The sequence below is a fragment of the Terrabacter sp. R4-6 genome, from assembly GCF_057529065.1.
On sequence record NZ_CP197224.1, the window covers coordinates 2,005,316 to 2,026,281 of the forward strand.

24 protein-coding genes are annotated in these 20,966 nt (G+C 73.4%); 12 read left to right on the plus strand and 12 right to left on the minus strand.

Annotated features, from left to right (window positions below; translation table 11 throughout):
- Positions 1–23 precede the first annotated feature (23 nt).
- Entirely contained in the window at positions 24–1,439 is a 1,416-nt protein-coding gene (locus ACSSS0_RS09485; protein WP_487230934.1) for an esterase/lipase family protein, read from the minus strand.
- A 175-nt stretch (positions 1,440–1,614) separates the two neighbouring features.
- Here ACSSS0_RS09485 and ACSSS0_RS09490 point away from each other — a divergent pair, with 175 nt between their 5' ends.
- The gene (locus tag ACSSS0_RS09490) at positions 1,615–2,247 is read left to right on the plus strand and encodes a hemerythrin domain-containing protein (protein WP_487230935.1); all 633 of its coding nucleotides are present in this window, start codon (positions 1,615–1,617) and stop codon (positions 2,245–2,247) included.
- A gap of 106 nt (positions 2,248–2,353) precedes the next feature.
- Here ACSSS0_RS09490 and ACSSS0_RS09495 read toward each other — a convergent pair whose 3' ends face one another.
- From ACSSS0_RS09495 to ACSSS0_RS09505, 3 genes are read right to left on the minus strand one after another with little or no spacing between them, the layout of a single operon-like run.
- Positions 2,354–3,547, minus strand: coding sequence for a benzoate/H(+) symporter BenE family transporter (locus tag ACSSS0_RS09495; protein WP_487230936.1), 1,194 nt, complete (start codon positions 3,545–3,547; stop codon positions 2,354–2,356).
- Positions 3,548–3,554: 7 nt separating this feature from the next.
- A complete protein-coding gene (locus tag ACSSS0_RS09500; protein WP_487230937.1) occupies positions 3,555–4,355 on the minus strand; it encodes an inositol monophosphatase family protein in 801 nt (266 codons plus the stop codon).
- Positions 4,356–4,384: 29 nt separating this feature from the next.
- Positions 4,385–5,959, minus strand: coding sequence for a hypothetical protein (locus tag ACSSS0_RS09505; RefSeq protein ID WP_487230938.1), 1,575 nt, complete (start codon positions 5,957–5,959; stop codon positions 4,385–4,387).
- Positions 5,960–6,384: 425 nt separating this feature from the next.
- Between ACSSS0_RS09505 and ACSSS0_RS09510 the strand changes: the two genes are divergently transcribed.
- The 3 genes from ACSSS0_RS09510 (at position 6,385) to ACSSS0_RS09520 (ending at position 9,257) form a co-directional block, all read left to right on the plus strand.
- A complete protein-coding gene (locus ACSSS0_RS09510) occupies positions 6,385–7,572 on the plus strand; it encodes a GNAT family N-acetyltransferase (protein ID WP_487230939.1) in 1,188 nt (395 codons plus the stop codon).
- Positions 7,573–7,674: 102 nt separating this feature from the next.
- Positions 7,675–8,229 carry an SRPBCC domain-containing protein gene (locus tag ACSSS0_RS09515; RefSeq protein ID WP_435984228.1) on the plus strand — a complete coding sequence of 185 codons (555 nt, stop codon included), beginning with the start codon at positions 7,675–7,677 and terminating at the stop codon, positions 8,227–8,229.
- Positions 8,226–9,257 carry an NAD-dependent epimerase/dehydratase family protein gene (locus ACSSS0_RS09520; protein WP_487230940.1) on the plus strand — a complete coding sequence of 344 codons (1,032 nt, stop codon included), beginning with the start codon at positions 8,226–8,228 and terminating at the stop codon, positions 9,255–9,257. The genes ACSSS0_RS09515 and ACSSS0_RS09520 overlap by 4 nt, the downstream gene beginning before the upstream one ends.
- Here ACSSS0_RS09520 and ACSSS0_RS09525 read toward each other — a convergent pair.
- Entirely contained in the window at positions 9,254–10,006 is a 753-nt protein-coding gene (locus ACSSS0_RS09525; protein ID WP_487230941.1) for an SDR family NAD(P)-dependent oxidoreductase, read from the minus strand. The two genes, ACSSS0_RS09520 and ACSSS0_RS09525, sit on opposite strands and share 4 nt — an antisense overlap.
- 302 nt (positions 10,007–10,308) lie before the next feature.
- Here ACSSS0_RS09525 and ACSSS0_RS09530 point away from each other — a divergent pair, with 302 nt between their 5' ends.
- Positions 10,309–10,674 (plus strand): antitoxin, encoded by a 366-nt coding sequence (locus ACSSS0_RS09530; RefSeq protein ID WP_435984225.1) that lies wholly within the window; start codon positions 10,309–10,311, stop codon positions 10,672–10,674.
- A gap of 82 nt (positions 10,675–10,756) precedes the next feature.
- On the opposite strand, the gene ACSSS0_RS09535 is transcribed toward ACSSS0_RS09530, so the two are convergent.
- Genes ACSSS0_RS09535 through ACSSS0_RS09545 form a run of 3 tightly spaced genes read right to left on the minus strand, consistent with a single transcriptional unit; the run spans position 10,757 to position 13,597 of the window.
- Positions 10,757–11,701: a DUF4097 family beta strand repeat-containing protein gene (locus ACSSS0_RS09535; protein WP_487230942.1), complete on the minus strand. Its 945-nt coding sequence runs from the start codon at positions 11,699–11,701 to the stop codon at positions 10,757–10,759.
- Positions 11,702–11,711: 10 nt separating this feature from the next.
- Positions 11,712–12,353 (minus strand): response regulator, encoded by a 642-nt coding sequence (locus tag ACSSS0_RS09540; RefSeq protein ID WP_487230943.1) that lies wholly within the window; start codon positions 12,351–12,353, stop codon positions 11,712–11,714.
- Positions 12,341–13,597 (minus strand): sensor histidine kinase, encoded by a 1,257-nt coding sequence (locus ACSSS0_RS09545; protein WP_487230944.1) that lies wholly within the window; start codon positions 13,595–13,597, stop codon positions 12,341–12,343. The genes ACSSS0_RS09540 and ACSSS0_RS09545 overlap by 13 nt, the downstream gene beginning before the upstream one ends.
- A gap of 175 nt (positions 13,598–13,772) precedes the next feature.
- Between ACSSS0_RS09545 and ACSSS0_RS09550 the strand changes: the two genes are divergently transcribed.
- From ACSSS0_RS09550 to ACSSS0_RS09580, 7 genes are all read left to right on the plus strand, one after another.
- Positions 13,773–14,204, plus strand: coding sequence for an NINE protein (locus ACSSS0_RS09550; RefSeq protein WP_487230945.1), 432 nt, complete (start codon positions 13,773–13,775; stop codon positions 14,202–14,204).
- A 190-nt stretch (positions 14,205–14,394) separates the two neighbouring features.
- The gene (locus ACSSS0_RS09555) at positions 14,395–14,925 is read left to right on the plus strand and encodes a DoxX family protein (RefSeq protein WP_487230946.1); all 531 of its coding nucleotides are present in this window, start codon (positions 14,395–14,397) and stop codon (positions 14,923–14,925) included.
- Between the two features lie 82 nt (positions 14,926–15,007).
- Positions 15,008–15,463, plus strand: a complete 456-nt coding sequence (locus ACSSS0_RS09560) for a hypothetical protein (RefSeq protein WP_487230947.1) — start codon at positions 15,008–15,010, stop codon at positions 15,461–15,463.
- Between the two features lie 117 nt (positions 15,464–15,580).
- Positions 15,581–16,291, plus strand: coding sequence for a dienelactone hydrolase family protein (locus ACSSS0_RS09565; RefSeq protein ID WP_487230948.1), 711 nt, complete (start codon positions 15,581–15,583; stop codon positions 16,289–16,291).
- 121 nt (positions 16,292–16,412) lie between these two features.
- Positions 16,413–16,760 (plus strand): YciI family protein, encoded by a 348-nt coding sequence (locus ACSSS0_RS09570; protein WP_435984217.1) that lies wholly within the window; start codon positions 16,413–16,415, stop codon positions 16,758–16,760.
- 183 nt (positions 16,761–16,943) lie between these two features.
- Positions 16,944–17,384: a hypothetical protein gene (locus tag ACSSS0_RS09575; RefSeq protein ID WP_487230949.1), complete on the plus strand. Its 441-nt coding sequence runs from the start codon at positions 16,944–16,946 to the stop codon at positions 17,382–17,384.
- 101 nt (positions 17,385–17,485) lie between these two features.
- The gene (locus ACSSS0_RS09580) at positions 17,486–17,905 is read left to right on the plus strand and encodes a CBS domain-containing protein (protein ID WP_487230950.1); all 420 of its coding nucleotides are present in this window, start codon (positions 17,486–17,488) and stop codon (positions 17,903–17,905) included.
- Here the strand turns inward: ACSSS0_RS09580 and ACSSS0_RS09585 are convergent.
- The 4 genes from ACSSS0_RS09585 to ACSSS0_RS09600 form a co-directional block, all read right to left on the minus strand.
- The gene (locus ACSSS0_RS09585; protein WP_487230951.1) at positions 17,877–18,596 is read right to left on the minus strand and encodes a phosphodiesterase; all 720 of its coding nucleotides are present in this window, start codon (positions 18,594–18,596) and stop codon (positions 17,877–17,879) included. The two genes, ACSSS0_RS09580 and ACSSS0_RS09585, sit on opposite strands and share 29 nt — an antisense overlap.
- 73 nt (positions 18,597–18,669) lie before the next feature.
- Positions 18,670–19,302 carry an isopentenyl-diphosphate Delta-isomerase gene (idi, locus tag ACSSS0_RS09590; protein ID WP_487230952.1) on the minus strand — a complete coding sequence of 211 codons (633 nt, stop codon included), beginning with the start codon at positions 19,300–19,302 and terminating at the stop codon, positions 18,670–18,672.
- The gene (locus ACSSS0_RS09595; RefSeq protein ID WP_487230953.1) at positions 19,299–20,414 is read right to left on the minus strand and encodes an NAD(P)/FAD-dependent oxidoreductase; all 1,116 of its coding nucleotides are present in this window, start codon (positions 20,412–20,414) and stop codon (positions 19,299–19,301) included. Before ACSSS0_RS09595 ends, idi begins: the two co-directional genes overlap by 4 nt.
- The gene (locus ACSSS0_RS09600; protein ID WP_487230954.1) at positions 20,411–20,962 is read right to left on the minus strand and encodes an isoprenylcysteine carboxyl methyltransferase family protein; all 552 of its coding nucleotides are present in this window, start codon (positions 20,960–20,962) and stop codon (positions 20,411–20,413) included. The genes ACSSS0_RS09595 and ACSSS0_RS09600 overlap by 4 nt, the downstream gene beginning before the upstream one ends.
- Positions 20,963–20,966 lie beyond the last annotated feature (4 nt).

Below are 20,966 nucleotides of genomic sequence, written 5' to 3' on the forward strand. Positions count from 1 at the left end.
AAACTGAGAAATCGGCGACGAAGTCAACCTTTTGGCCAGACGAGCGTCGTCGAGGTGACGGGCCGCACCGTGGAGGTGGGTCCGGAGCCCGTGACGGTGACGGTGTGCGTGCCGGCCGGGAGGTCGTCGAAGGACGCGACGCCGTGCCCCTTCCGGAGCGTCGGCTCGGCCGTCGCGAGCACCTTCCCCTTCTCGCTGCGGACCGTGACGGTCACCGCCTTGCGCGGCGGGTCGGCGTCCGGGTCGTCCGACTCGAGGTCGAAGGTCACCTTGAGCGCCTGCCCCTGCGTGACGAGGTCGGGCACGACGGCGCGCACGTTCGTGTCGGTCAGCTCGCGCCGACGGACCGGCTTGGCGGAGAGGATCTCCTGCACCTGGTCGAGGGCGAGCTGGTTGCACTGGAGGTTGGTGTGCTGCTCGGGCACGCGCACCGCCAGGTTCGTGTCGAGCGCCTCACCGAGACCGACGGCCCCGGTCAGCGGCACGGTGCCGTCACCGAAGTCGTTGTCGGTGCCGAAGTCCTGGTACGCCGTGGCCGTCCCGCCCGACAGCTGGACCGTCGTCGCGGTCGGCTGACGGATGCCGACGATCATGTGCGCGGAGGTCCGGCTCCCCGGCCGAGCGGACTCGGCTGCCTGGAGGTCGGTGTGGAAGGCCATCGCGTCGGCGACCATCGCCGTGCTGACGTTGGGCACCGACACCTCGGTCGTCTTTGCGTAGCCCCCGGCGCTGCCGATGCACGCGAACTCCGGCAGCAGCTGGAAGAGCGAGGGCATGCTGCGCGAGAAGTCCGTGAGGTCGATCGACAGCGGGCCGATGCCCTTCTTGACGCCGTTGACGAGCTGCGTCAGCGCGTCGGTCGCACCACGCCACGGCGTGCCGAGGGTGATGAGCTTGCGGGTCACCTCGGCGCCGCCGCACTTCTCGATGTACCAGCGGGCGACGAGCCCACCCATGGAGTGGCAGACGAAGACGACCTTCGCGTCGGCATACGCCCCGCCCTGCGCCCGCAGCTGCTCGAGGGCCGGCTCGACGACGGTCTTCAGGCGAGCGCCGTTGTAGCGGTTGGACAGGCGCCAGTCGTACGCGTACGTCATGAGCGTCGCCGGCTTGCCGCCGGTGCCGCGCTGGTAGCCCTGCTTCTCGAGGGCGCTGACGAGCACGTCGTAGCCGCGGATCGGCGTCCAGATGCCCGGCAGGACGTGGACGTCGGGCATGAGCGCGACCGGCTCGACGCCGTCACCCGGGTGGTCGTCGCCGATCCCCTCCGGCAGGGCCTTCTTGAGGATCGACTGGCCGCCGGTCAGGAGCTTCCAGACGGCGCCGGCGCTCGGGGCCCAGATGAGGTTCTCGCTCGCGGGTGAGCCGTCGTCACCCCGGACCCCGAGCGTGCTGCCGGTGATCCCCGGAAGCACCACGACCAGGTCGTTGCTCGTCATGCGGACCCACCACCCATCCCTGCGCCGGTGAACTGCGTCGGACGTCTCCCGACCACCCAACGGTGGCACCAGCGAGGCCCGGTGATACGCGAAACGGCCAAGCCCACGACGTGCATCGGGTATGGATGCGGCACAGTGGATCCGGAACCCGCCGGACGACAGAAAGGCCCGACCCGTGGACATCACCGACGTCATCCTCCGCCAGCACGACGAGCAGCGACGGATGTTCGCCATGCTCGAGGAGTGGCCGCGCGACGACCACGAGGGTCTCGCCGCCGTCTGGAAGCGGCTCGAGATCCTCCTCGAGACCCACGCCGAGGCCGAGGAGCTCTACTTCTACCCCGAGCTGCTGCGTATCGGCACGGGCGGCGCCGACGCCGAGTCCGTCGACGAGGAGGTCGAGGACGCGGTCAAGGACCACAACGACATCCGCACGTCGGTGCGCAAGGTCGGGCGCTGCCGCACCGGGTCCGACGCGTGGTGGACGGCCGTCATCGACGCCAACGTCCACAACAGCGACCACATGGGCGAGGAGGAGCGCCAGGACCTCGCCGACTTCCGCCAGCGGGCGAGCCTCGAGCTGCGCCACGAGATCGCGGTGCAGTTCCTGCGCTACGAGGCGGTGCGCTGGGCCGAGGGGATCACCCCGAAGGACAAGGACCCCCAGCGCTACGTCGCCGCGAAGAAGACGACCAAGGCGTCGGCCACGGCGAAGAAGGCGGCCCGCGACGCGAAGAAGGCCGCCAAGACCGCTCCCGCTCGCGCGGCCCGGTCGAAGAAGGCGTCCGCGGGAGCCTCCGAGGAGTGACCTGACCGCGCCGGTACGGGACCGACCACTCGAGGTGAGAGAGGCGTCGAGTGTCGCTCCCGTACGTACGGGACTGACCACTCGAGGTGAGAGAGGCGTCGAGTGGTCAGTCCCGTACGCGGCGGGCGCGCTCGAGCCGGAGGGCGAGGAGGACGAGCACGCCGGCGACCAGACCCCAGAACGCCGCTCCGACTCCCGCGACCGTGATGCCCGACGCGGCCACGACGAGGGTGACGGCGCCGGCCTCGCGGGTCGAGGCGTCGGCGAGCGCAGCCGCCGCCGCACTAGCGAAGGTGCCGAGCAGCGCCAGCCCGGCGATGGTCTCGATGAGGCCCGCGGGCGCCGAACGCGCTGCGGCCGTGACGATGCCGGCGAGCGGACCGAACGCGAGGTAGGTGACGCCGCACGCGACCCCCGCGACCCAGCGCCGGCTCCGGTCCGGGTGCGCCTCGGGCCCGGCCGCGAGCGCGGCGGAGATCGCGGCGAGGTTGATCGCGTGCGCGCCGCCGACGGCCCCGAGGGCGCTCGCCCCACCGGTGTAGAGCAGCGGCCCGCGGATGCCCGGCCGGTAGCCGAACGACGCGAGCACGGCCATCCCGGGGATGTTCTGGCTCGTCATCGTGACGATGAAGAGCGGGACCGCCACGGCGACGAGGGTCGTCGCGTCCCACGACGGGGCGACGAGGACGAGGGACGGCGCCGCACCGGAGAGGTCGAGGCGTCCGAAGACACCCTGCACCGCCATGACGACGAGCGCCGCGACGAGCGCGCCGATGACGGCCCAGCGCCGCGCGACGGCGACGAGGACGAGCCACGTCACCATGACCGGCGCGATGGCGGCCGGCGTCGCGACGACCGCCCGGAACGGCGCGACGCAGAGCGTGAGCAGCACTCCCGCGAGCATCGCGCTCGCGAGCGGCTTCGGGATGGACTCGACGAGCCGCTCGAGCGGCCGGACGAGACCGCACAGGGCCAGCAGCACTCCACAGACGACGAAAGCCCCCACCGCAGAGGCGAACCCACCGGCCGGCACCGTCGCGGCGGCGAGCAGCGCCGCGCCCGGCGTCGACCACGCCATGGTGATCGGCATCCGCAGCCGCCACGAGAAGAGCACGCAGCCGAGGCCCATCGTCACGCAGAGGACGAGCAGGCCCGACGCCGCCTGGTCCGGGTCGGCCCCGACGGCCTCCAGGCCGGTCAGCACGACGGCGAACGAGCTCGTGAAGCCGACGAGTCCGCAGACGACACCCGCCAGCACCGCGTGCGCGGTGGACCCGGCGGCGCGGGGGTGCGACGTCACGGGCGGGTCAGGGCAGGTGGGCGCTCGCGGCGAGCGCACGGCATACGTGGTCGTATGCCGTGGGGCTGCCGGCGGCGACCAGGCCCGGGGGCGCGATGTCGCGCGGTGAGTACGGGACGCCTGCGGTCGTGCCGAGCAGGCCGCCGGCCTCGGAGAGCAGGAGCGAGCCGGGCACGTGGTCCCACGGCGCGGCCTTCGCGTAGACGATGTAGTCGGCCGCGCCCTCGACGAGCTTGGGGTAGTCGATGCCGCACGACACCCACGTGAGGGTCATCGGCTCGAGGCCGTCGAGCGCCTGCCCGCTCCACTTCCGGCGTGACGTGCGACCGCGCAGAGCCGCCGACGGCGGCTCGGGGATCGTCAGCCGGCGCGACCCGTCGGCGTCGTGGCGCCACGTCCCGGCGCCGCGCTCGGCGACGAAGCCGAGCTCGTGCTGCGGCTGCCAGATCCAGGCCCGCACGGCCTCGCCGTCGACGGTCTCGCTCACCATGACGGCGTGGTCCTTGGAGCCGTGGACGAAGTTCTTCGTGCCGTCGACGGGGTCGACGGTGAACGCGTGGTCGGCGACGGCATACCGCTCCATGAGCGCCGGGTCGCCCGCAAAGGTCTCCTCGCCGAGCACGACGGCGTCGGGGTAGGCGGAGCCGAGCGCAGCCGTGATGAGCACCTCGGCCTCGCGGTCGGCGTCGGTGACGAGGTCGCCCGGGCGCTTCTCGTGGATCTCGCCGGCGGCGAGCGCCCGGAACCGCGGGTTGATGACCTCCTCGGCCACGTCCTTGAGCAGGCTCAGCACCTCGTCGGTCTCCACGCCACCAACCTAGCGACCGACGGGCGGAGTCACCGGAGCGGTCTCAGGTGCTCGGGCACGTCGAGCCACCAGCCGAGGGTGGCGCGGGCCTGCTCGGCCATCCCGTGCGGGTCCCGCCCCGGCTCGGGCAGGGCGTCCACGAGGGCCGCGACGAGGTCGTGCCGCCCGCGCATGCCGAGGGCGTAGACGAGGCCGCGCAGCAGCTGGACGTCGGACTCGTCCCGGCCGGTCGAGATGATCTCGGCGATCCGCCGGGCGACGGCCTCCTCGCGCTCGTCACGGCGTCGACCCACGGGCTCGTGCGTGTTTCCGACGACGTAGCCGGCCTCCTTGGCAACGTCGGGGGCGGAGTCGGGCGACAGTGCGACCCGCTCGAAGAGGTCGAGGTCCTCGCGCTGTCCCATCCACGTCAGCACGGTGACGCTCTCGTGCGCGGCGACGTGGTCGTGGCACGCGAGGGCATCGGCGAAGGCCGCGGCGTGGACCCGGCCGATGACCCGCTTCTGCGGGGAGAGCATGAGGATGCCGAGGGCGTAGGACCGGTCCTCCTCGTTCGTCTCGCCGAGCGCGGTCTGCAGCAGCTCGCCGAGGATCGGCTCGTGGGCGGCCGCGTGCCCCTCGGTCGCCTCGAGCTCGGTCCGGATGCGCAGGTGGGCCTCGCGGATCGCCTGGGCCGTGATGGCCCGGCCGTTGCGGATGATCGAGGCCGCGGCCCGACGGTCCTCGGCCGTGAGTCCCGTCGCGACGCGGTGGCCGTCGGGTCCGAGGGTGCGCACGAGGTTGGCGGCGCCGCGGTGCACGAGGTAGGGGTGCGTGGGGTCGCGCAGGTGCTGGACCGCGAGCCGGATCGCCTCGAGCCGGGTCTCGGGGTCGAGGCCGGTGCCGCGCACGAGCGTCGTCAGCACGCTGAGGCAGGCCCGCAGCGAGCTGGCGTTCGTCGGCTCGCGGAGCTGGCCGACGAGGACGGAGAAGCCGCGCGGGGCGTCCATGAAGCGCAGGAGGCTGAGGGTGTCGACGTAGAACTGCGCGTCGGGTCGGCCCACCACCTCGGCGACGAGCGAGGCGACGACGCCGGCGCTGCGGGGGTGCCCGGCCAGACGGGCCATGGCCTCGTCGCGCTGCACGTAGTCGAGGTCGAGCGCGAGGCTGACCTCCTGGATGAGCCGGCGGATCAGTGCCTCCCAGTCGCCGGCCCGCACCATCGCGTGGGGCATCCGGCCCAGGTGGTCGGAGAGCCGGTCCCAGTCGCGGCCGCTCATCCGCTCGTCGGCGAGCGCCCGCTCGAGCAGCTCCAGGGTGCCGTCGACGTCGGGCGGCGTCGGCGGAGGGAGCGTGGCGGCCGGGCGCACGGGCTGGTGGGAGCGCGAGAAGAGGTCGACGGCGGCGAGCAGCTGCCCCTCGCGCAGGCCGAGCACCGTCTCGTAGCGGCGCACGAGCGACCGCGTCACCTCGACGCGGCCGTTCTCCCAGCGACCGACCTGGGCGCGGTGCACCGGCTCGGCCCGACCGGCGCCGTGGGCGAAGCCCGCCGCGCTGCGCAGGGCCGGGTCGGCGGCCTGCAGCCGGGCGTTGCGCAGGACCCACTGCACCTGCTCGTTCAGCATGCCGGCACCCGGGCGGGGACCCCTGTTGCGCGCGGCGTCCGCGTGCGCAACGAGGACGCGTCACGGCACACGACCTTCGTATCGTGACCACTGGCACCGGTGGGTCGGGACGGGAGTCGAGGCCAGGGGGAGACTCCCGTCCCACCACCGGCCTGTCGTCGCACGCCGCGCTCGGCCCCTGTCCCCACGGCAACCCTTCCTCGCGTCTCGAGCCGGTCGGCTCCCACACGCATCCTCCCCCGAGTTGCGGTGTCCTGGGTTGCCCGCAACGCCTGTTCGTCCGAGCGACCCATTGGGTACGGTAACCATCGGTACGCAGCCTGTGGAGGGGAAGCGGGCCTAGGGACCGGGAGCCAGCACGCTGGCTCCCGGTCCTTCTTCATATCGCGGTGACGAGGGCGTATGCCGGCTGGCAGGCTGACGCCGTGACCGAGACCTCCCAGCCGACCACCGTGACCCCCGACGTGACCCCCGACGTGACCCTGCTGACCGACGGCGTCGTGACGCTGCGCGCCCACTCGGTCGAGGACGCCGACGCGATCGTCGAGCAGAGCAGCGACCCCGAGAGCCTGCGGTGGACGACGGTCCCACGTCCCTACGCCCGCGAGGACGCACTGAGCTGGGTCGAGCACAACCTCGGCGCGTGGGGCGAGCCCGGGGGCACGCGGTCCTGGGCCATCGAGTGGACCGACGGGACGGGCACGGCCCGCTACGCCGGGACCATCGACCTGAGGCCCGGCGCCGCGCCGTCCGCCGGCGAGCTCGGCTTCGGGCTGCACCCGGACGCCCGCGGTCACGGCCTCATGTCCCGCGCGGTCCGGCTCGTCGTCGCACACGCCTTCGCGACGCCCGTCTGGGGCGCCCCGGTGACCCGCGTCCACTGGCGCGCCGTCGTCGGCAACTGGGGCTCGCGGCGGGCCGCGTGGGCCGCGGGCTTCACGTTCCACGGCACGATCCCGGGCAGCCACCCCGACCCCGAGGGCGGGACCGAGGCGCTCGACACGTGGACCGGCAGCATCACCCCGGGCGACCCGCTCGAACCGCGGAACCCGTGGTTCGCCGCGACACCGGCCGAGGGTGAGCGGGTGCGGCTGCGGCCCTGGCGGCTCGACGACGTCGACGCGATCGAACCACGTGACGACGACCCCGAGCACTGGATGCCGGCCCGGTCGGTCCTGAGACCCGAGACCTTCCCGGCGTGGCTGCGCACCCGGCAGGAGCGGATGTCCGAGGGCACGGCGATCGACTGGTGCGTCGCCGACCCCGACACCGACCGCGCCCTCGGCGGGGTCACCCTCTTCAGCCGCGGCGGGGCGATCACCGACACGGCCGAGCTCGGCTACCAGTTCTTCCCCAGCGCCCGCGGCCGCGGTGCCGCCAAGGAGGCGGCCCGGCTCGCCGTCGCCCATGCGCTGGCACCGACGAGCGAGGGTGGCCTCGGCGTGCGCCGTCTCGTCGGCGAGACCGCGGCCGACAACGAGGCGAGCAACGCCGTGCTGCGCTCGGTCGGCTTCGTGGAGTTCGGCCGCGAGCACGCGGTCGACCGCGTCGCCGGCGGCGGCTGGGGCGACGGCCTGCACTGGGAGCTGCTGCCGCCCGGCGCTCCCGACTGACCCTGGACAGGGCGCCCCTGTCGGGGGCCGTGCGGGTATGCCACCGTTGACGAAGCGCCGCCGGCCAGCCACCGGGCGGCGCGCCTGACGGAAGGACACGCGATGAGACTCGGGCACGAGCAGGAGCTCGACGCACCGCGGAGCGTGGTCTGGACGAACTTCATGGACCTGCGCCGGATCGGCCGGTGCTTCCCCGGGGCGAAGGTCACGCAGGTCGACGGCGACGACTTCGTCGGCGAGATCAAGGCCAAGCTCGGGCCGCTGTCGATGTACTTCGACGGCACCGGGTCGATGGTCGAGCGCGACGAGAAGGGCGGCCGGGCGCGCCTGACGGCCTCGGGCCAGGAGCGGCACGGCCTCGGCAAGGCGACCATCGACATCACGCTGACGCTGCACCCGGTCGCCGGTGACGACGACCGCACCCGCGCGCACCTCGTGACCGACCTCGTCTTCCTCGGCTTCCCGATGGACTTCGGCACCGGCCTCGTCCAGCGCGCCTCCGACCCGCTCATCGAGCGCTTCCTCACGTGCATGTCGGTGTCGGGGCCGGTCCCGGACGCCGAGGCGGACGACGACAGCTCGCTCGACCTCGTCCGCTCGGCGACGGACCTCCTCGGCTCCTTCCGGCGCGACCGCCGCGAGCGCAAACGGCGATGAGGGTCGCCGTCGTCGGCGCGAGCGGCTACGTCGGGTCGCGGCTCGTCCCCGAGCTGCTCCGCCGCGGCCACGACGTCGTGGCCACCCACCACCGGAGCCCGGCGACGGCATACCCGTGGTCCGGTGACGTCGAGTGGCGGCGCGTCGACGTCCACGACGAGGAGCGTGTCCTCGAGGCGCTCGAGGGCGTCGACGCGATCTGCTACCTCGTGCACGGCCTCGACGCCGACGACTTCAGGCAGCGCGACCGGCAGGCCGCCGACAACGTCGCGTACGCCGCGGGCGTCGTCGGCGCGAGCCGCCTCGTCTACTTCTCGGGCATCGTGCCCGACCTGCCCGACGACGAGCTCTCGGACCACCTGCTCTCGCGGCTCGAGGTCGAGGAGATCCTCGCGACGGCCGACTGCTCGGTGCTGACCCTCCGGGCCTCGATGGTCGTCGGTGCCGGGTCGACGAGCTTCGAGGTGATGCGGCAGATGTCGACCCGGCTCGGGGTCGTGCAGACCGTGCCGGCCTGGATGGGCAGCTCGGTCATCCAGCCGGTGGCCGTCGCGGACGCCGTGTGGTTCCTCGCCGAGGCGCTCGAGCGGCCCGACGTGACGGGACACCTCGACGTCGTCGGCCCCGACCGGCTCAGCTACGTCTCCCTGCTGCGGACGTATGCCGCCCGCGCCCGGCTGCTGCGGGTGCAGGTGCCCGTGTGGCTGGCCCCCGTCGAGACGGTCGCCCGCGTGGCGGGCGCCCTCGTCGACGTGCCGAGCGGCACGGTGGAGTCGCTCATCCCGAGCCTCGGGCACGACATGGTCGGCGACCGCGACGCGGCCGACGTGCTCGGCGAGCCACCGGGCGGACGGCTCGGCGTCTCCGACGCGGTGACCCGGTCGCTCGCGACGACACGGGCCGGCGACGGGGCCCCCGACGGGGCCGCGCTCGACGGTGACCCCCAGGCGCCGTCGGCGGGCGACCCGTCGTGGTCCCGGCACCGGTCGGTCCTCGACTGGGCGTGGTCGACCGCCCGCGGACGCTAGCGGGCGATGTAGCCCCCGTCGATGTAGAGCTCGAGACCGGTGACGAAGGCCGCGTCGTCGCTCACGAGGTAGGCCACACCGGCCGCGATCTCCTCGGGCCGGCCGAGCCGGCCCATCGGGGTGAGGTCGATCATCGCCTGCTCGAACGGGGTGCCGCGCGCGGCGTCGAGGATCGGGGTGTCGATGAAGCCGGGGTGGATCGAGTTGACGCGCACGCCCTCGGTGGCCCAGTGCAGGGCGACGTTCTTCGTCAGCGTCCGGACCGCGCCCTTGGCGGCGTGGTACGCGGGCGAGGTGCCGAAGCCGCCGCTCGTGCCGAAGATCGAGCTGATGTTGACGACGGCTCCGTGGCCCGAGGCCTTGAGGTGGGCGGCGGCGGTCCTCATGCCGAGGAAGACGCCGGTCTGGTCGATGGCGATGGTGCGCTCCCAGTCGGCGAGGCTCGTGTCCTCGATGGGGGCCAGGTCACCCATCCCGGCGTTGTTGACGAGGATGTCGAGCGACCCGAACGCCTCGACCGCCCTGGCGACGGCGGCCTCCCAGTCGGCCTCGCTCGTGACGTCGTGCCGGAGGAACTCGACGCGCGCTCCGGAGGCCTTGAGCTCCTCGGTCGTCGTGGCCCCGAGGGTCTCGTTGACGTCGGTCAGCAGGACCGCTGCGCCCTCGTCGGCGAGTCGCCCCGCCGTCGCCTTGCCGATGCCGCTCGCCGCGCCCGTCACCAGCGCCACGCGTCCGTCGAGTCGCTTCATGGTGATCACTCCAGTTCAGTTGTGGGGCAGGCGCTCCGCCTGCCTCTCCAGTCTCTGCCGGTCGCGGCCGGAGCGCAGTTCCCCGCGTCACAGATCGGCCGACGTGACCGACGAGACAGTGGCCGGCGGGACGTTCCGTGACGTTCGCGGACATGTCGGGCAGACGGGCCGCAAGGCCGGCGAATCAGGGTCGATCGGGGTCGATTTCGGGGTCGACCCCGGTTGCGGGCGAGGGGTGCCGGGTATGACTGTGGATGCAGTGAGCCGACGAGGGTCGGACCAGTGCGAGACGAGGAGACACCGTGTCATTCGGTGAGCAGCTGAAGAGCAAGGCGGACGAGGTCCACCTGCAGGAGAAGGCCAAGGACTTCGGCGACGCGGTCGTCGAGATGGCCAAGGCCGCGATGTCGGTTGCCGCGGGCTACGCCCACGACAACCGGGGCAAGGTCGACGGGGCCCTCGACAAGGCCGAGGCCAAGATCGACGAGAAGACCGGCGGCAAGCACGCCGACACCGTGACCAAGGTCCGTGCCTCGGTCGACAAGGGCATCGACAAGCTCGTCGAGCATCACGACCAGGCGGCTCCTCCCACCCCGGCCGCCTCTGCCGTGCCCGACGACAAGCACAGCGCCTTCGACGAGGACACCCCCGCCGGCAACCCCACCTGAGCCGGCACCTCCCAGGGCCGTATGCCGCCGAGACCCCCTCTGCGGCATACGGCTTCGTCGTGTGCGGGGCGCGTCGGCCGCGTCAGCGGTGGTCGACGGCGATGTCGCCGGACCCGGTCCGGATCCGCAGCGTCGTGGTGCTGCCCGGGTTGGTCGGGACGCTGACCTCCGTGTCGCCGGACCCCGTCTCGGTGTCCACGGCGTACACGGCGCCCTGTGGCAGGCGCACCGAGACCTCGCCCGACCCCGTCCTGAGCGACACGGGCGAGACCGCACTGGCGAGCTCGACGTCGATGTCCCCGCTGCCCGCCTCGGCCGTGACCTGCTCGGCCCCGAGGTCTGCCGTCTCGATGTCCCCGGAGCCCGCCTTGAGCGTGACACCGCCGAGGGAGCCGGTCAGCGTGATGTCGCCGGACCCGGTGTCGACCGTGACGTCGGCCGCGTCCGGGACGACGACGACGTAGTCCACCGAGCACCAGGCGACGAGGCCGCGGCACTCCGCGTCGACGGTGAGCGTCGTGCCGGACCACTGCTCTCGCGGCGTGGGCTCGCTCGATCCCGGACCCCACGACAGGTGTCGGCTGACCTGGACCGTGCCCGCCGCGCCGCCGCCCCGGACCTCGATGTCGCTCGCCCCACCCCTGATCGTCAGGGCACCGACAGGCTGCTCGTAGGTCTGGTGCTGATCGATGCTCCGCCAGAGACCACCGGTCGCCGCGCCCCACGTCGTGACGCCGGCGGCACCCGCGAGGACGAGGGTCGCCCCGAGTCCGGCGAGGAGCCACCACGGACGTGCTGACGGGGTGGCCGGTCCACCACCGGCGCCGTTCGGGCCGGCGGGCGAGCCGGCGGGCGCGCCGACGGCCGGCTCGGCCGTCAGGGTCGGCCGGAGCCAGGAGTCGCCGTAGGGCTCGGCGCCGGGCAGCGAGTCGCCGTGGACGCGGTCGTCGGGGACGGACGACGGCTGGGTCGTCGCCGGGCTCGTCGGCGGGCTCGTCTGGGGGTTCGTCGGGTCGTGCACGGACATGGTGGGTCCCCTATTCCGAGAGGTACTGGAGCACGGCCAGGACGCGGCGGTGGTCGCCCGCCGCGGTCGGCATGTCGAGCTTGGTGAAGATGGCGTTGACGTGCTTGGCGATCGCGCTCTCGCTGACGTGCAGGGCGCGGGCGATGCCGGTGTTGGAGCGACCCTCGGCCATGAGCGAGAGCGTCTCGCGCTCGCGGTCGGTGAGGCGCTGCAGGGGGCTCTTGTCGCGCCGCAGCAGCAGCTGGGCGACGACCTCGGGGTCGAGCGCCGTGCCCCCGCCCGCGACGCGGCGCAGCGAGTCGACGAACTCGTCGACGTCGGCGACGCGGTCCTTGAGGAGGTAGCCGACGGCGGAGGTGGTGCTCGCGAGGAGGTCGGCGGCATACCGCTCCTCGACGTACTGGCTGAGGATGAGCAGCGCGACCTCGGGCCACGAGGCGCGGATGACGAGCGCGGCGCGCAGCCCCTCGTCGGTGTGGCTCGGCGGCATCCGCACGTCGAGCAGGGCGAGGTCGGGCCGGTGCCGCTCGACGGCAACGAGTGCTGCCTCGGCGTCGCCCACGGCCTCGACGACCTCGATGCCGTTGGCGGCGAGCAGACGGATCAGCCCGTCCCGCAGGAGGATCGAGTCCTCGGCGATCACGACCCGCATGGCATCTCCGCCCTGAGCACGGTGGGACCGCCGACCGGACTGGTCACGGTGAGGGTGCCGTCGACGGACGCCACCCGGTTGGTCAGCCCGGTGAGCCCCGATCCGGCGCCCGTCGCGGCGCCGCCCTGGCCGTCGTCGCTGACCTCGACGACGAGGTGGTCGGCGTCCGAGGTGACGCGGACGGCGGCGCGGGTGGCTCCGGAGTGCTTCGCGACATTGGTCAGGGCCTCCGACACGACGAAGTAGGCGACGGCCTCGAGCGTCCGCGGGGGACGCCGGGCGAGGAGCACGTGCAGGCTCGTCGGCACGGGCGCCCGGGCGACGATGCCCGACAGGGCCGCGTCGAGCCCTCGCTCGTCGAGCACCGCGGGGTGGAGGCCGCGGACGAAGCCGCGCAGCTCGGCGAGCGCCTGCTTCGCCTCGTCGTGCGCCTCCTCGATGGCCCGGCGCGTCTCGGGTGGCGCATCGGGTGCCAGCGCCGAGCGGGCCATCCCGAGGTTGAGCGCGAGCGAGGTGAGGCGCTGCTGGGCGCCGTCGTGGAGGTCGCGCTCGATGCGGCGACGCTCGGCGTCGGCGGCGTCGATGACGCCGGCGCGGGTCTGCTCGAGCGCCGTGACCCGCGGGGAGAGCTGCTCGCCGCGCGTCTCGCCGAGCATCGGGCGCAGGACCACGAGGTCGAGGGCGGCGAGCCAGCGGGCCACCCGCGGGGCGAGGACGAGGAGGCCGAAGCCGACGGCGGTCGAGACCCAGATCCGTCCGACCCCCTGGAGGAGACCGCCGGGCAGGGCGAGCACCTCGGGGCTGATCCGCGACCAGAGCGGCGAGGTGACGAGCACGAGGCCGCCACCCCAGCAGGACGCGATGACCGCGGCCGACGCCGCGAGCAGGGTGGGGCCGATGAACGCGTGGTACGCCAGCTGCCGCCACGTCGTCGCCCGGCCCAGCAGCGCCAGCCAGCCGCGCCATCCCGGCTCGACCGGTGCGGCCGGCGCGGCCGGCGCGCCGACGACGACGCCGAGCAGTGCCGCGGCCCGGGCGCGGTGCCAGCGGCTCAGCCCCTCCGACACGAGCAGGAGCAGCCCGACGAACGCGACACCGACGACGACGACGAGCAGTCCCGCCGCGAGGCTCGCGAGCGTCCACACCACCGGCGCCGCCAGCGCACCGACGACCCCGCCGAGCACGACGTATGCCGTGTGGCGGGGTGCGAGGCGCTGCTCGACACGGGCGGGGATCGTGGTCACGCGACCACGGTAGGGGTCCGTGGGCACGCCGGACCATGACGTGGGTGACCGGCCGGGGGTGGAGAAAAGTACAGGGCGGTCCGGTGCCGAAGGGGCTGCCGTCGGGAGGCGGTGTCCACCATGCTGGGAGGGATCCCCGGTCAGCCCGACGACCGTCCACCACTCGGAGGCCACCATGACGCAGCAGCCCGACCAGCCGGTCCCCCCGGCACCGCGCGAGATCCCCGCGGGTTGGTATCCCGACCCGGAGGGCAAGCCCCAGTCGCGCTACTGGGACGGCGACTCGTGGACCGACCAGCTCGGCCCGCTCCTCCCACCCGCGCCGTCGCCCGTCCAGGCCGCACCCTCCCTCGCGGCGGCCTTCGTGCCGGTGGCCCTCGACGCCGAGGGGCAGCCCGTGAGCGACCGCTCGAGGCTCGCAGCGGCGCTGCTCTGCTTCTTCGTCGGGGTCCTCGGCGTGCACCGCTTCTACGTCGGCAAGGTCGGCACCGGCATCCTGCAGCTCGTCACCTTCGGCGGGCTCGGGGTCTGGGCGCTCATCGACCTCATCCTCATCCTCGTCGGGAGCTTCCGCGACAAGCAGGAGCGGCTGCTCGTCAACTGGTGACCACGCAGTACCTGCGCGAATGCGCTTGCGTGTCAAGCGAATTGCGAGGGCCACCGACGGCGTCCGATTTGCCCGCGTCGGGCCGTGTTTGGTCTAGGTAGATCGACTCAACCCGAGCGCCGGGCGTATCTTCCGGCGGTCCTGCTCCATCTGAGGTCTCGACAGTTCGACCTCACAAGGAGCAACCACCATGTCGCAGTACGTCCTCGACCGTCCCGGCAAGCCCGGGACCCACCGATCCACCCTCCGCGGCACCGTGACGGGCGTCGCCACCACGGCCGTCGACCGCCTCCAGGCGTTCCTCGTGGCCTACAGCCTCCAGGCCCTGCGCATCAGCCTCGGGCTGGTCTTCCTCGGCTTCGGCGTCATCAAGTTCGTCCCGGGTCTCAGCCCGGCCGAGGCCATCGCCTCGGCGACGATCGACCGGCTGACCTTCGGCCTCGTCTCAGGCCACACCGCGGTGCTGCTCACCGCCGTCACCGAGACGGTCATCGGCCTGACCCTTGTCACCGGCAAGTTCCTGCGGCTCGGCATCGTCGTCCTCGGCGGAGCGCTCATCGGGATCATGTCGCCGCTGGCCCTCTTCACGGCCGAGCTCTTCCCGCACGGTCCGACGCTGATGGGCCAGTACGTCCTCAAGGACGTCGTCCTGGCCGCCTCGGCCCTCGTCGTCGCCGCCTACGCCCTCGGGGCCCGGCTGCACGCCGGCTCGGACGACTGACGAAACCGCATCACCCAGCCGCCGCTGGGTGCACCCTGATGGTGATGGGGCGCACCCAGCGGCAGAGAGAAGGAGCCCGCAGATGACCGCGCTGACCACGATCCCCGCGCCGGGCCTCGGCGCACCCCGCCCGCACCTCGTCGACGTCCCCATGGACTACCGGCTGCACGGGCGCGGACGCCGCCGCGACAGCCACCGCTTCCCGGCCGCGACCTACCTGTGCCACAGCGTCGCCCGTGAGGAGCGCGCCATCGCCCAGGAGGCGCTCGACGCGGCCGACCGGTCCGCGTCGCGTCGCATCGGCGGCCTCGGAGGCGTCGTCGCGCTGCTCTTCGTCGCCGTCCTCGCCCTGCTCGCCACCGGTCGCGCGGACACGCGTGGTGGCGTCCTGACCCTCGTGGCCCTCGGTGGCCTCCTCGTCGTCGCCATCGTGGCGCTCGTCGCGGTGCTGCGCAGCCACGAGCGCGAGCACGACGTCCTCGCCGAGCGGGTGCGGATGTACGACGCGCGCCTGCTCGAGCTGCGTCCGCGACGCTGACCTCCCGACGAGCCCGCCTCGGGTACCCGTGGGAGCACACGGCATACGCCATGACGACGGCCGGGACACGCTGGCGCCACACGGCCACGGTCCCGGCCGTCTCGACATACTGACGGCATGACCGAACACGTGACCATCACGACCGACGCCGGCGAGATGCCCGCGCACCTCTGGCTTCCTCCGACCGGGCACGGCCCTGGGATCGTCGTGCTGCAGGAGATCTTCGGCGTCAGCGACTACATCCAGCGCCGCGGCGCCCAGCTCGCCGAGCAGGGCTACGTCGTCGTGGCACCGGAGATCTTCTGGCGCCTCGGCGTCACCTCGCCCGTCGTGGGCGACGACGCGCTCCAGCAGGGCATGGGCCTCGTGCAGCGCCTCGACTGGCAGGCCGCCGTCACCGACGCCGCGGCGACGGTCGAGTGGCTGCGCGAACGCGACGAGGTCACCGCCGGTGTCGGCGCGGTCGGCTTCTGCTTCGGCGGGGGCCTCGGCTTCAACGTGGCAGCACACCTCGAGTCCGACGGCTCCGCGCCGCTCGACGCGCTCGTCAGCTACTACGGCTCGGCGCTCCCCGGCCTCCACGACGTCATGACGGTGACGGCCCCGAGCCTGCACCACTTCGGGCTCGCCGACTCCTTCATCGACACCGATACGGTTCGCCGCATCGAGGCCTCCGTGACCGAGCAGCCCGCGACCGTCTTCGAGACGTATGCCGGCGCCGACCACGCCTTCGACAACGACGACATGCCGTGGCACGACCCGGCGTCCTCGGCGCTCGCGTGGGCGACGACGACCGAGTTCCTCCGCGAGCGGCTGCCCGTCGGCTGAGCCTCGCCACCGCAGACCTCCTTCATCGAGCCGTGTCGAGGCAGCGTCCGGCCGTTCGACGTGGGGGTGAGCCGGCAGCCGAGCCGGACCCAGCCACACCACCGACCCAGGAGCACCTCCCATGACGCAGTTCCTCCTCTCCGTCCACCACCGCGAGGGCGACGCCATGCCCTCCGAGGACGAGATCCAGCACATGTACGCCGCCGTCGACGCCTTCAACCGGAAGCTGCAGGAGACCGGGGCGTGGGTCCACGCCGGCGGGCTCACCGATGTGAGCCAGGCCAAGGTCGTCGACGCGTCGGCCGGCGCGGGGTCGGTCACCGACGGCCCGTTCAGCGAGGCCCGTGAGTGGCTCGGCGGCTTCTGGATCGTCGAGGCCGCCGACCTCGACGCCGCCCTGGCCCTGGCCCGCGAGGGCTCGGCGGCGTGTCACGGTCCCGTCGAGGTGCGGGCCCTGCAGGACGAGTGACCTCGCACCCAGCTGTCGCGGAGGGCCCGGCACCGAGCGGGGACGGCCGTTTGCGGGTGTTCGTGACGGTCCGGGAGGACGCCTTCTTGGTCCGCGGCCGCCGACCGGGTGGGCAGGTCCCCGAGCGGGTATGGCGGGGTGGGCTGCTCTTGCAGCCTTGTCCCAGACCGTCGAGGAGTACCCGTGAAGCTGCACCCGGTCGAGGCCGTGGCTCCCAGCCTTGCCGCGCGCATCGCGGGCGCGGAGCGCGGGGAGGCGCGACGTTTCGCGTTCCGGGTCGCCCGCCTCGCGTGCACGATCGCCGGAGTGCACGACCGCAACGCCCTCGAGGTCGCCCGCAACGGTCTCGAGCACTATCCCGAGATCGAGGACCTCGTGGCGCTGTGGGACCTCGAGCGCGATCTCGACTCCGCCTGCGAGGCCCAGATCGGCACGCATCCCAGCACCTGCAACCTCGATGAGCTGCGCGAGCACGACGAATGCATCGAGGCCCGTGCCGTCGCCGCCGTCATCGCGGCCCTCAAGCCCGACGCGATCGTCGCCGCCCGGCAGGCCACCCAGGAGGCGCTCGCCGCCGGGTGCGAGGCCTCTGCGCTCGTGGCCATCGCCGACGAGGTCCTCTGACGCTTCGGCCCCACGGGTCCACTCCCTCACGTCTTCGGCTGTCCACACAGGCTGCCACCGGGTAGGGGGACGGTGAGCGACCGCGAGAGAAGGGCGACATCGTGAAGACCATCCGCGAGATCATGACAGAGGGTCCCGTCGTGCTCGGGCCCGAGGCGACGGCCGTCGACGCGGCCCGCGCCATGCGCGACGTCAACATCGGCAGCGTCCTCGTGGTGGACGGCGACCAGCTGGTCGGCATCGTGACGGACCGGGACATCGTGCTGCGGGTCATCGCAGAGAACGTGGCCCCCGGTTCGGCCATGCTCTCGAGCATCAGCACCCCGGCCGACGTGGTGGCCGCACCGGACGACCTCGTCGGCGACGTCGTGCGCCTCATGCGCGACAGTGCCGTGCGTCGCGTTCCCGTCGTGGAGGGCGGCACGCCGGTGGGAGTCGTGTCACTCGGCGACCTGGCGATCGAGCAGGATCACGGCTCGGTCCTCGCAGACATCAGCGCGGCCGCGCCCGACCGCCTCTGAGGCGTCTGCTGCCGAGCCGTCGCGCCCACCGGTAGGCGGGCTCGCGCACGGCGACGACCCAGGCCGGCGGTGAGGTGCCGGCGAGCTCGTTGACGACCGGGTCGAACCGCGTGGCGGCGTCAGCCTGCTCGAGGTGCAGCTGCAGGAGCCCTGTCGCGCGCCAGGGGCCACCGTCGAGCGATACCGCCAGCTCGTACTCACGCGGCACGGCGTCGTCGCCGCTGGGTCTCGCGAGCAGGGCGAGCGAGTGCTCCCCGGCCCTGGTCGGCAGCAGCGTCGTCAGGGGCCGGCTCGCTGCCCACCGGACCGGACGCAGGACGTAGCGGGTGACCCGTCCCGTCCCCGTCGTGGCGAGGAGCAGGTCGGCGGGGCCGCCGGACGTGCCGGCGGCCGGCAGACGCACGGCGAGGCCGCCGACGTCCCACCAGCCGGGCCTGGTGCTCATGGCGCGCGAGACGCGGACGGTGCACGGGTGCACGCCGCGGTCGACGAGCAGCGGGACCCCGAGGTGCGCGGCCGGCGCGTCGATGCGTAGCTCGGCGTCCCAGGTCCTCCCGACGGCATGGAGCGGCTTGCGTCCGGAGGCCCACGCGACGAGCCCGAGTCCCGCGGCGAGCACGACGCCGGCAGCGCGCTCGGGAGGGGTGGGCATACGAGGCGGTGCGGGTCGCGGGAGAGAGGTGGCGGTCACGAGGTCCACCTACCCAGCCGGAGGCGAATGCGCCGTCCTGGGGCGGGGCGCTCACGCGACCGGAGAGAGGCGCTCACTCGAGTGGGGGTCGTGTCGGACGGGAGGACATCGCGGGCGGGAGGTCGGCGGCGTCGGCGGACGGCCAGGCCGCCGGGTCGGGACCGAGGGCGGCCAGCTCGGTCACCTGCTCACGACACCACGTCGAGACTTCACGTCGGCCGGACAGGACGTCCGCGGAGAACTGGCGCCACGGCACCCACTCCGCCGCCTCGACCTCGGCGGGGTCGGGGCCGGGCGCAGGCGCGACCCCGCTGACGCGACCGACGAGCACCGGGCACAGCTCCCACTCGACGACGCCGTCCATCTCGGCGCGGTAGGAGAAGCGGGGCAGCACGAGGCGCAGGTCGTGCGCGTCGAGGCCGAGCTCGTCCCGCGCGCGGCGGCCGACGGCGTCCTCGACGGGCTCACCCGGGGCCGGGTGACCGCAGGCGGAGTTGGTCCAGACGCCCGGGAAGGTGGCCTTGGCGAGGGCGCGCTGCGTCACGAGGAGCGAGCCGGTGTCGTCGAGGAGGTAGACGGAGAAGGCGAGGTGGAGCGGGGTGTCGGCGTGGTGGACCGTCGCCTTGGGCGCCGTGCCGATGGCCTCGCCGTCCGGGGAGACGAGCACGACGAGCTCCTCCTCGCCGGTCGGGGTCACGGCGATCATCGGCCGGGCCTCGCCAGCTCGTTGACCGCGCCACGGAAGACCGGGGGCAGGGTCGCGGCGGCCGGCACGAGCAGCCACCGGGTCCACGCAGGGCGGGTGACGTGGACGAGCGCGTGCGTCAGCAGCGTGTAGCGCCGGGTGGCCGCCCGCCACGACCGCTCGTAGGACTGTGGGTCGTCGCCGGCGACCGCCGCGACCGCGGCCCGCGCGTGGGCGAGGCCGAGCGAGATGCCTTCTCCCGTCAGGGCGTCGACGTAGCCGCTCGCGTCGCCGGCGAGCAGGACCCTGCCCGCGACGCGGTGCGTCGTGCGCTGTCGCAGCGGCCCGGCACCGCGCACCGACGTCACGACCGGCGCCCCGTCGAGGCGCTCGCGCAGCTCGGGGAACTCGGCAAGACTCTCCGACAAGGGGTTTCGCTGCTTGCTGAGCACGGCGACCCCGACGAGGTCGTCGGCGACGGGCGTCACGTACGCCTCTCCGTGGGCGCCCCAGTGCACCTCGACGTGGTCTCCCCACGGGGGTATGCCGTAGTGCTGGCGGAGCCCGTAGCGGCGGAGCGGGCGCGTGTCGGCCGTTCGAGCGACGCCTCGGCTGCTGGTGGTGAGGCGGCGGCCGGTCGGGTGGTCGCGGTCGAGACCGAGGGAGCGGCGCGTCGGCGAGTGCAGCCCGTCGGCGGCGATGACCCAGGGCGCGGTGAGTGTCGGCCCGTCGCTGCCCGCGTCGTCGGTGCGCACGGTCACGCCGGTGTCGTCCTGCGTCACCTCGGTCGCGCCGAACGGGAGCACCTCGACGCCGGCGGCGACCACGGCCTCGGTCAGGGCGGCGTGCAGGGTGGTGCGCCGGATGCCCCGTCCCGGACCGGCCGTGAAGTCGGCCTCGGCGACGCGGCCCCGGGCGATGTAGCGGATGCCGCGGAGGTCGTGTCCGGCCGGGTCGACCCCGAGGCCGGCGAGGGCCTGGAGGCCGCCGGGCATCAGGCCCTCGCCGCAGGCCTTGTCGATCGAGCCCGCCCGCGGCTCGAGGACGACGGGAGACAGACCCGAGCGGACGGCATACAACGCCGTGGCGAGGCCGACAGGGCCGCCGCCGATGACGATGACGTCGACGCTCACGGGGTGGCCCCAGTGGGGGCGCCTGCGGGAGAGCCGATCTCGCGCAAGGCATCGTTCTCGACGCGGATGCGGACGGTGAGCAGGGCCGCGTTGGCGACGGTGAAGACGAGGGCCGTCACCCAGGCGGTGTGCACGAGCGGCAGGGCGAGGCCCTCGACGACGACGGCGACGTAGTTCGGGTGCGGGATGACGCCGTAGGGGCCGCGGCGCACGAGCGGGAGGCCGGGGACGACGATGACGCGGGTGTTCCACTGGTTGCCGAGGGTCGTGATGCACCACCAGCGCAAGGCCTGGCTGGCCACGACGAGCGCGAGCATGACCCAGCCGAGCGCCGGGACGAACGGGCGGTCGGCGAGCCACACCTCCGCGACGGCACCGACGAGCAGGCCCGTGTGGAGCACGACCATGACGGGGTAGTGCGACTGCCCCCGCTCGACACCGCCGCGCGAGAACGCCCATGCGGCATGGCGTTTCGACACGACGAGCTCGGCGAGACGCTCGAGCCCGACGAGCAGGACGAGGCCGGTGAAGAGCCACTGGGAGGTCATCGCC

Excerpts from the sequence above, each read along its gene's own strand:
- ACSSS0_RS09570 (WP_435984217.1), top strand. The coding sequence starts at position 16,413 with ATGACGCAGTTCCTCCTCTCCGTCCACCACCGCGAGGGCGACGCCATG.
- ACSSS0_RS09550 (WP_487230945.1), top strand. The coding sequence starts at position 13,773 with ATGACGCAGCAGCCCGACCAGCCGGTCCCCCCGGCACCGCGCGAGATC.
- ACSSS0_RS09560 (WP_487230947.1), top strand. The coding sequence starts at position 15,008 with ATGACCGCGCTGACCACGATCCCCGCGCCGGGCCTCGGCGCACCCCGC.
- ACSSS0_RS09520 (WP_487230940.1), top strand. The coding sequence starts at position 8,226 with ATGAGGGTCGCCGTCGTCGGCGCGAGCGGCTACGTCGGGTCGCGGCTC.
- ACSSS0_RS09600 (WP_487230954.1), bottom strand. The coding sequence starts at position 20,962 with ATGACCTCCCAGTGGCTCTTCACCGGCCTCGTCCTGCTCGTCGGGCTC.
- ACSSS0_RS09535 (WP_487230942.1), bottom strand. The coding sequence starts at position 11,701 with ATGTCCGTGCACGACCCGACGAACCCCCAGACGAGCCCGCCGACGAGC.
- ACSSS0_RS09565 (WP_487230948.1), top strand. The coding sequence starts at position 15,581 with ATGACCGAACACGTGACCATCACGACCGACGCCGGCGAGATGCCCGCG.
- ACSSS0_RS09555 (WP_487230946.1), top strand. The coding sequence starts at position 14,395 with ATGTCGCAGTACGTCCTCGACCGTCCCGGCAAGCCCGGGACCCACCGA.
- ACSSS0_RS09485 (WP_487230934.1), bottom strand. The coding sequence starts at position 1,439 with ATGACGAGCAACGACCTGGTCGTGGTGCTTCCGGGGATCACCGGCAGC.
- ACSSS0_RS09540 (WP_487230943.1), bottom strand. The coding sequence starts at position 12,353 with ATGCGGGTCGTGATCGCCGAGGACTCGATCCTCCTGCGGGACGGGCTG.
- idi (WP_487230952.1), bottom strand. The coding sequence starts at position 19,302 with ATGATCGCCGTGACCCCGACCGGCGAGGAGGAGCTCGTCGTGCTCGTC.
- ACSSS0_RS09525 (WP_487230941.1), bottom strand. The coding sequence starts at position 10,006 with ATGAAGCGACTCGACGGACGCGTGGCGCTGGTGACGGGCGCGGCGAGC.
- ACSSS0_RS09515 (WP_435984228.1), top strand. The coding sequence starts at position 7,675 with ATGAGACTCGGGCACGAGCAGGAGCTCGACGCACCGCGGAGCGTGGTC.
- ACSSS0_RS09505 (WP_487230938.1), bottom strand. The coding sequence starts at position 5,959 with ATGCTGAACGAGCAGGTGCAGTGGGTCCTGCGCAACGCCCGGCTGCAG.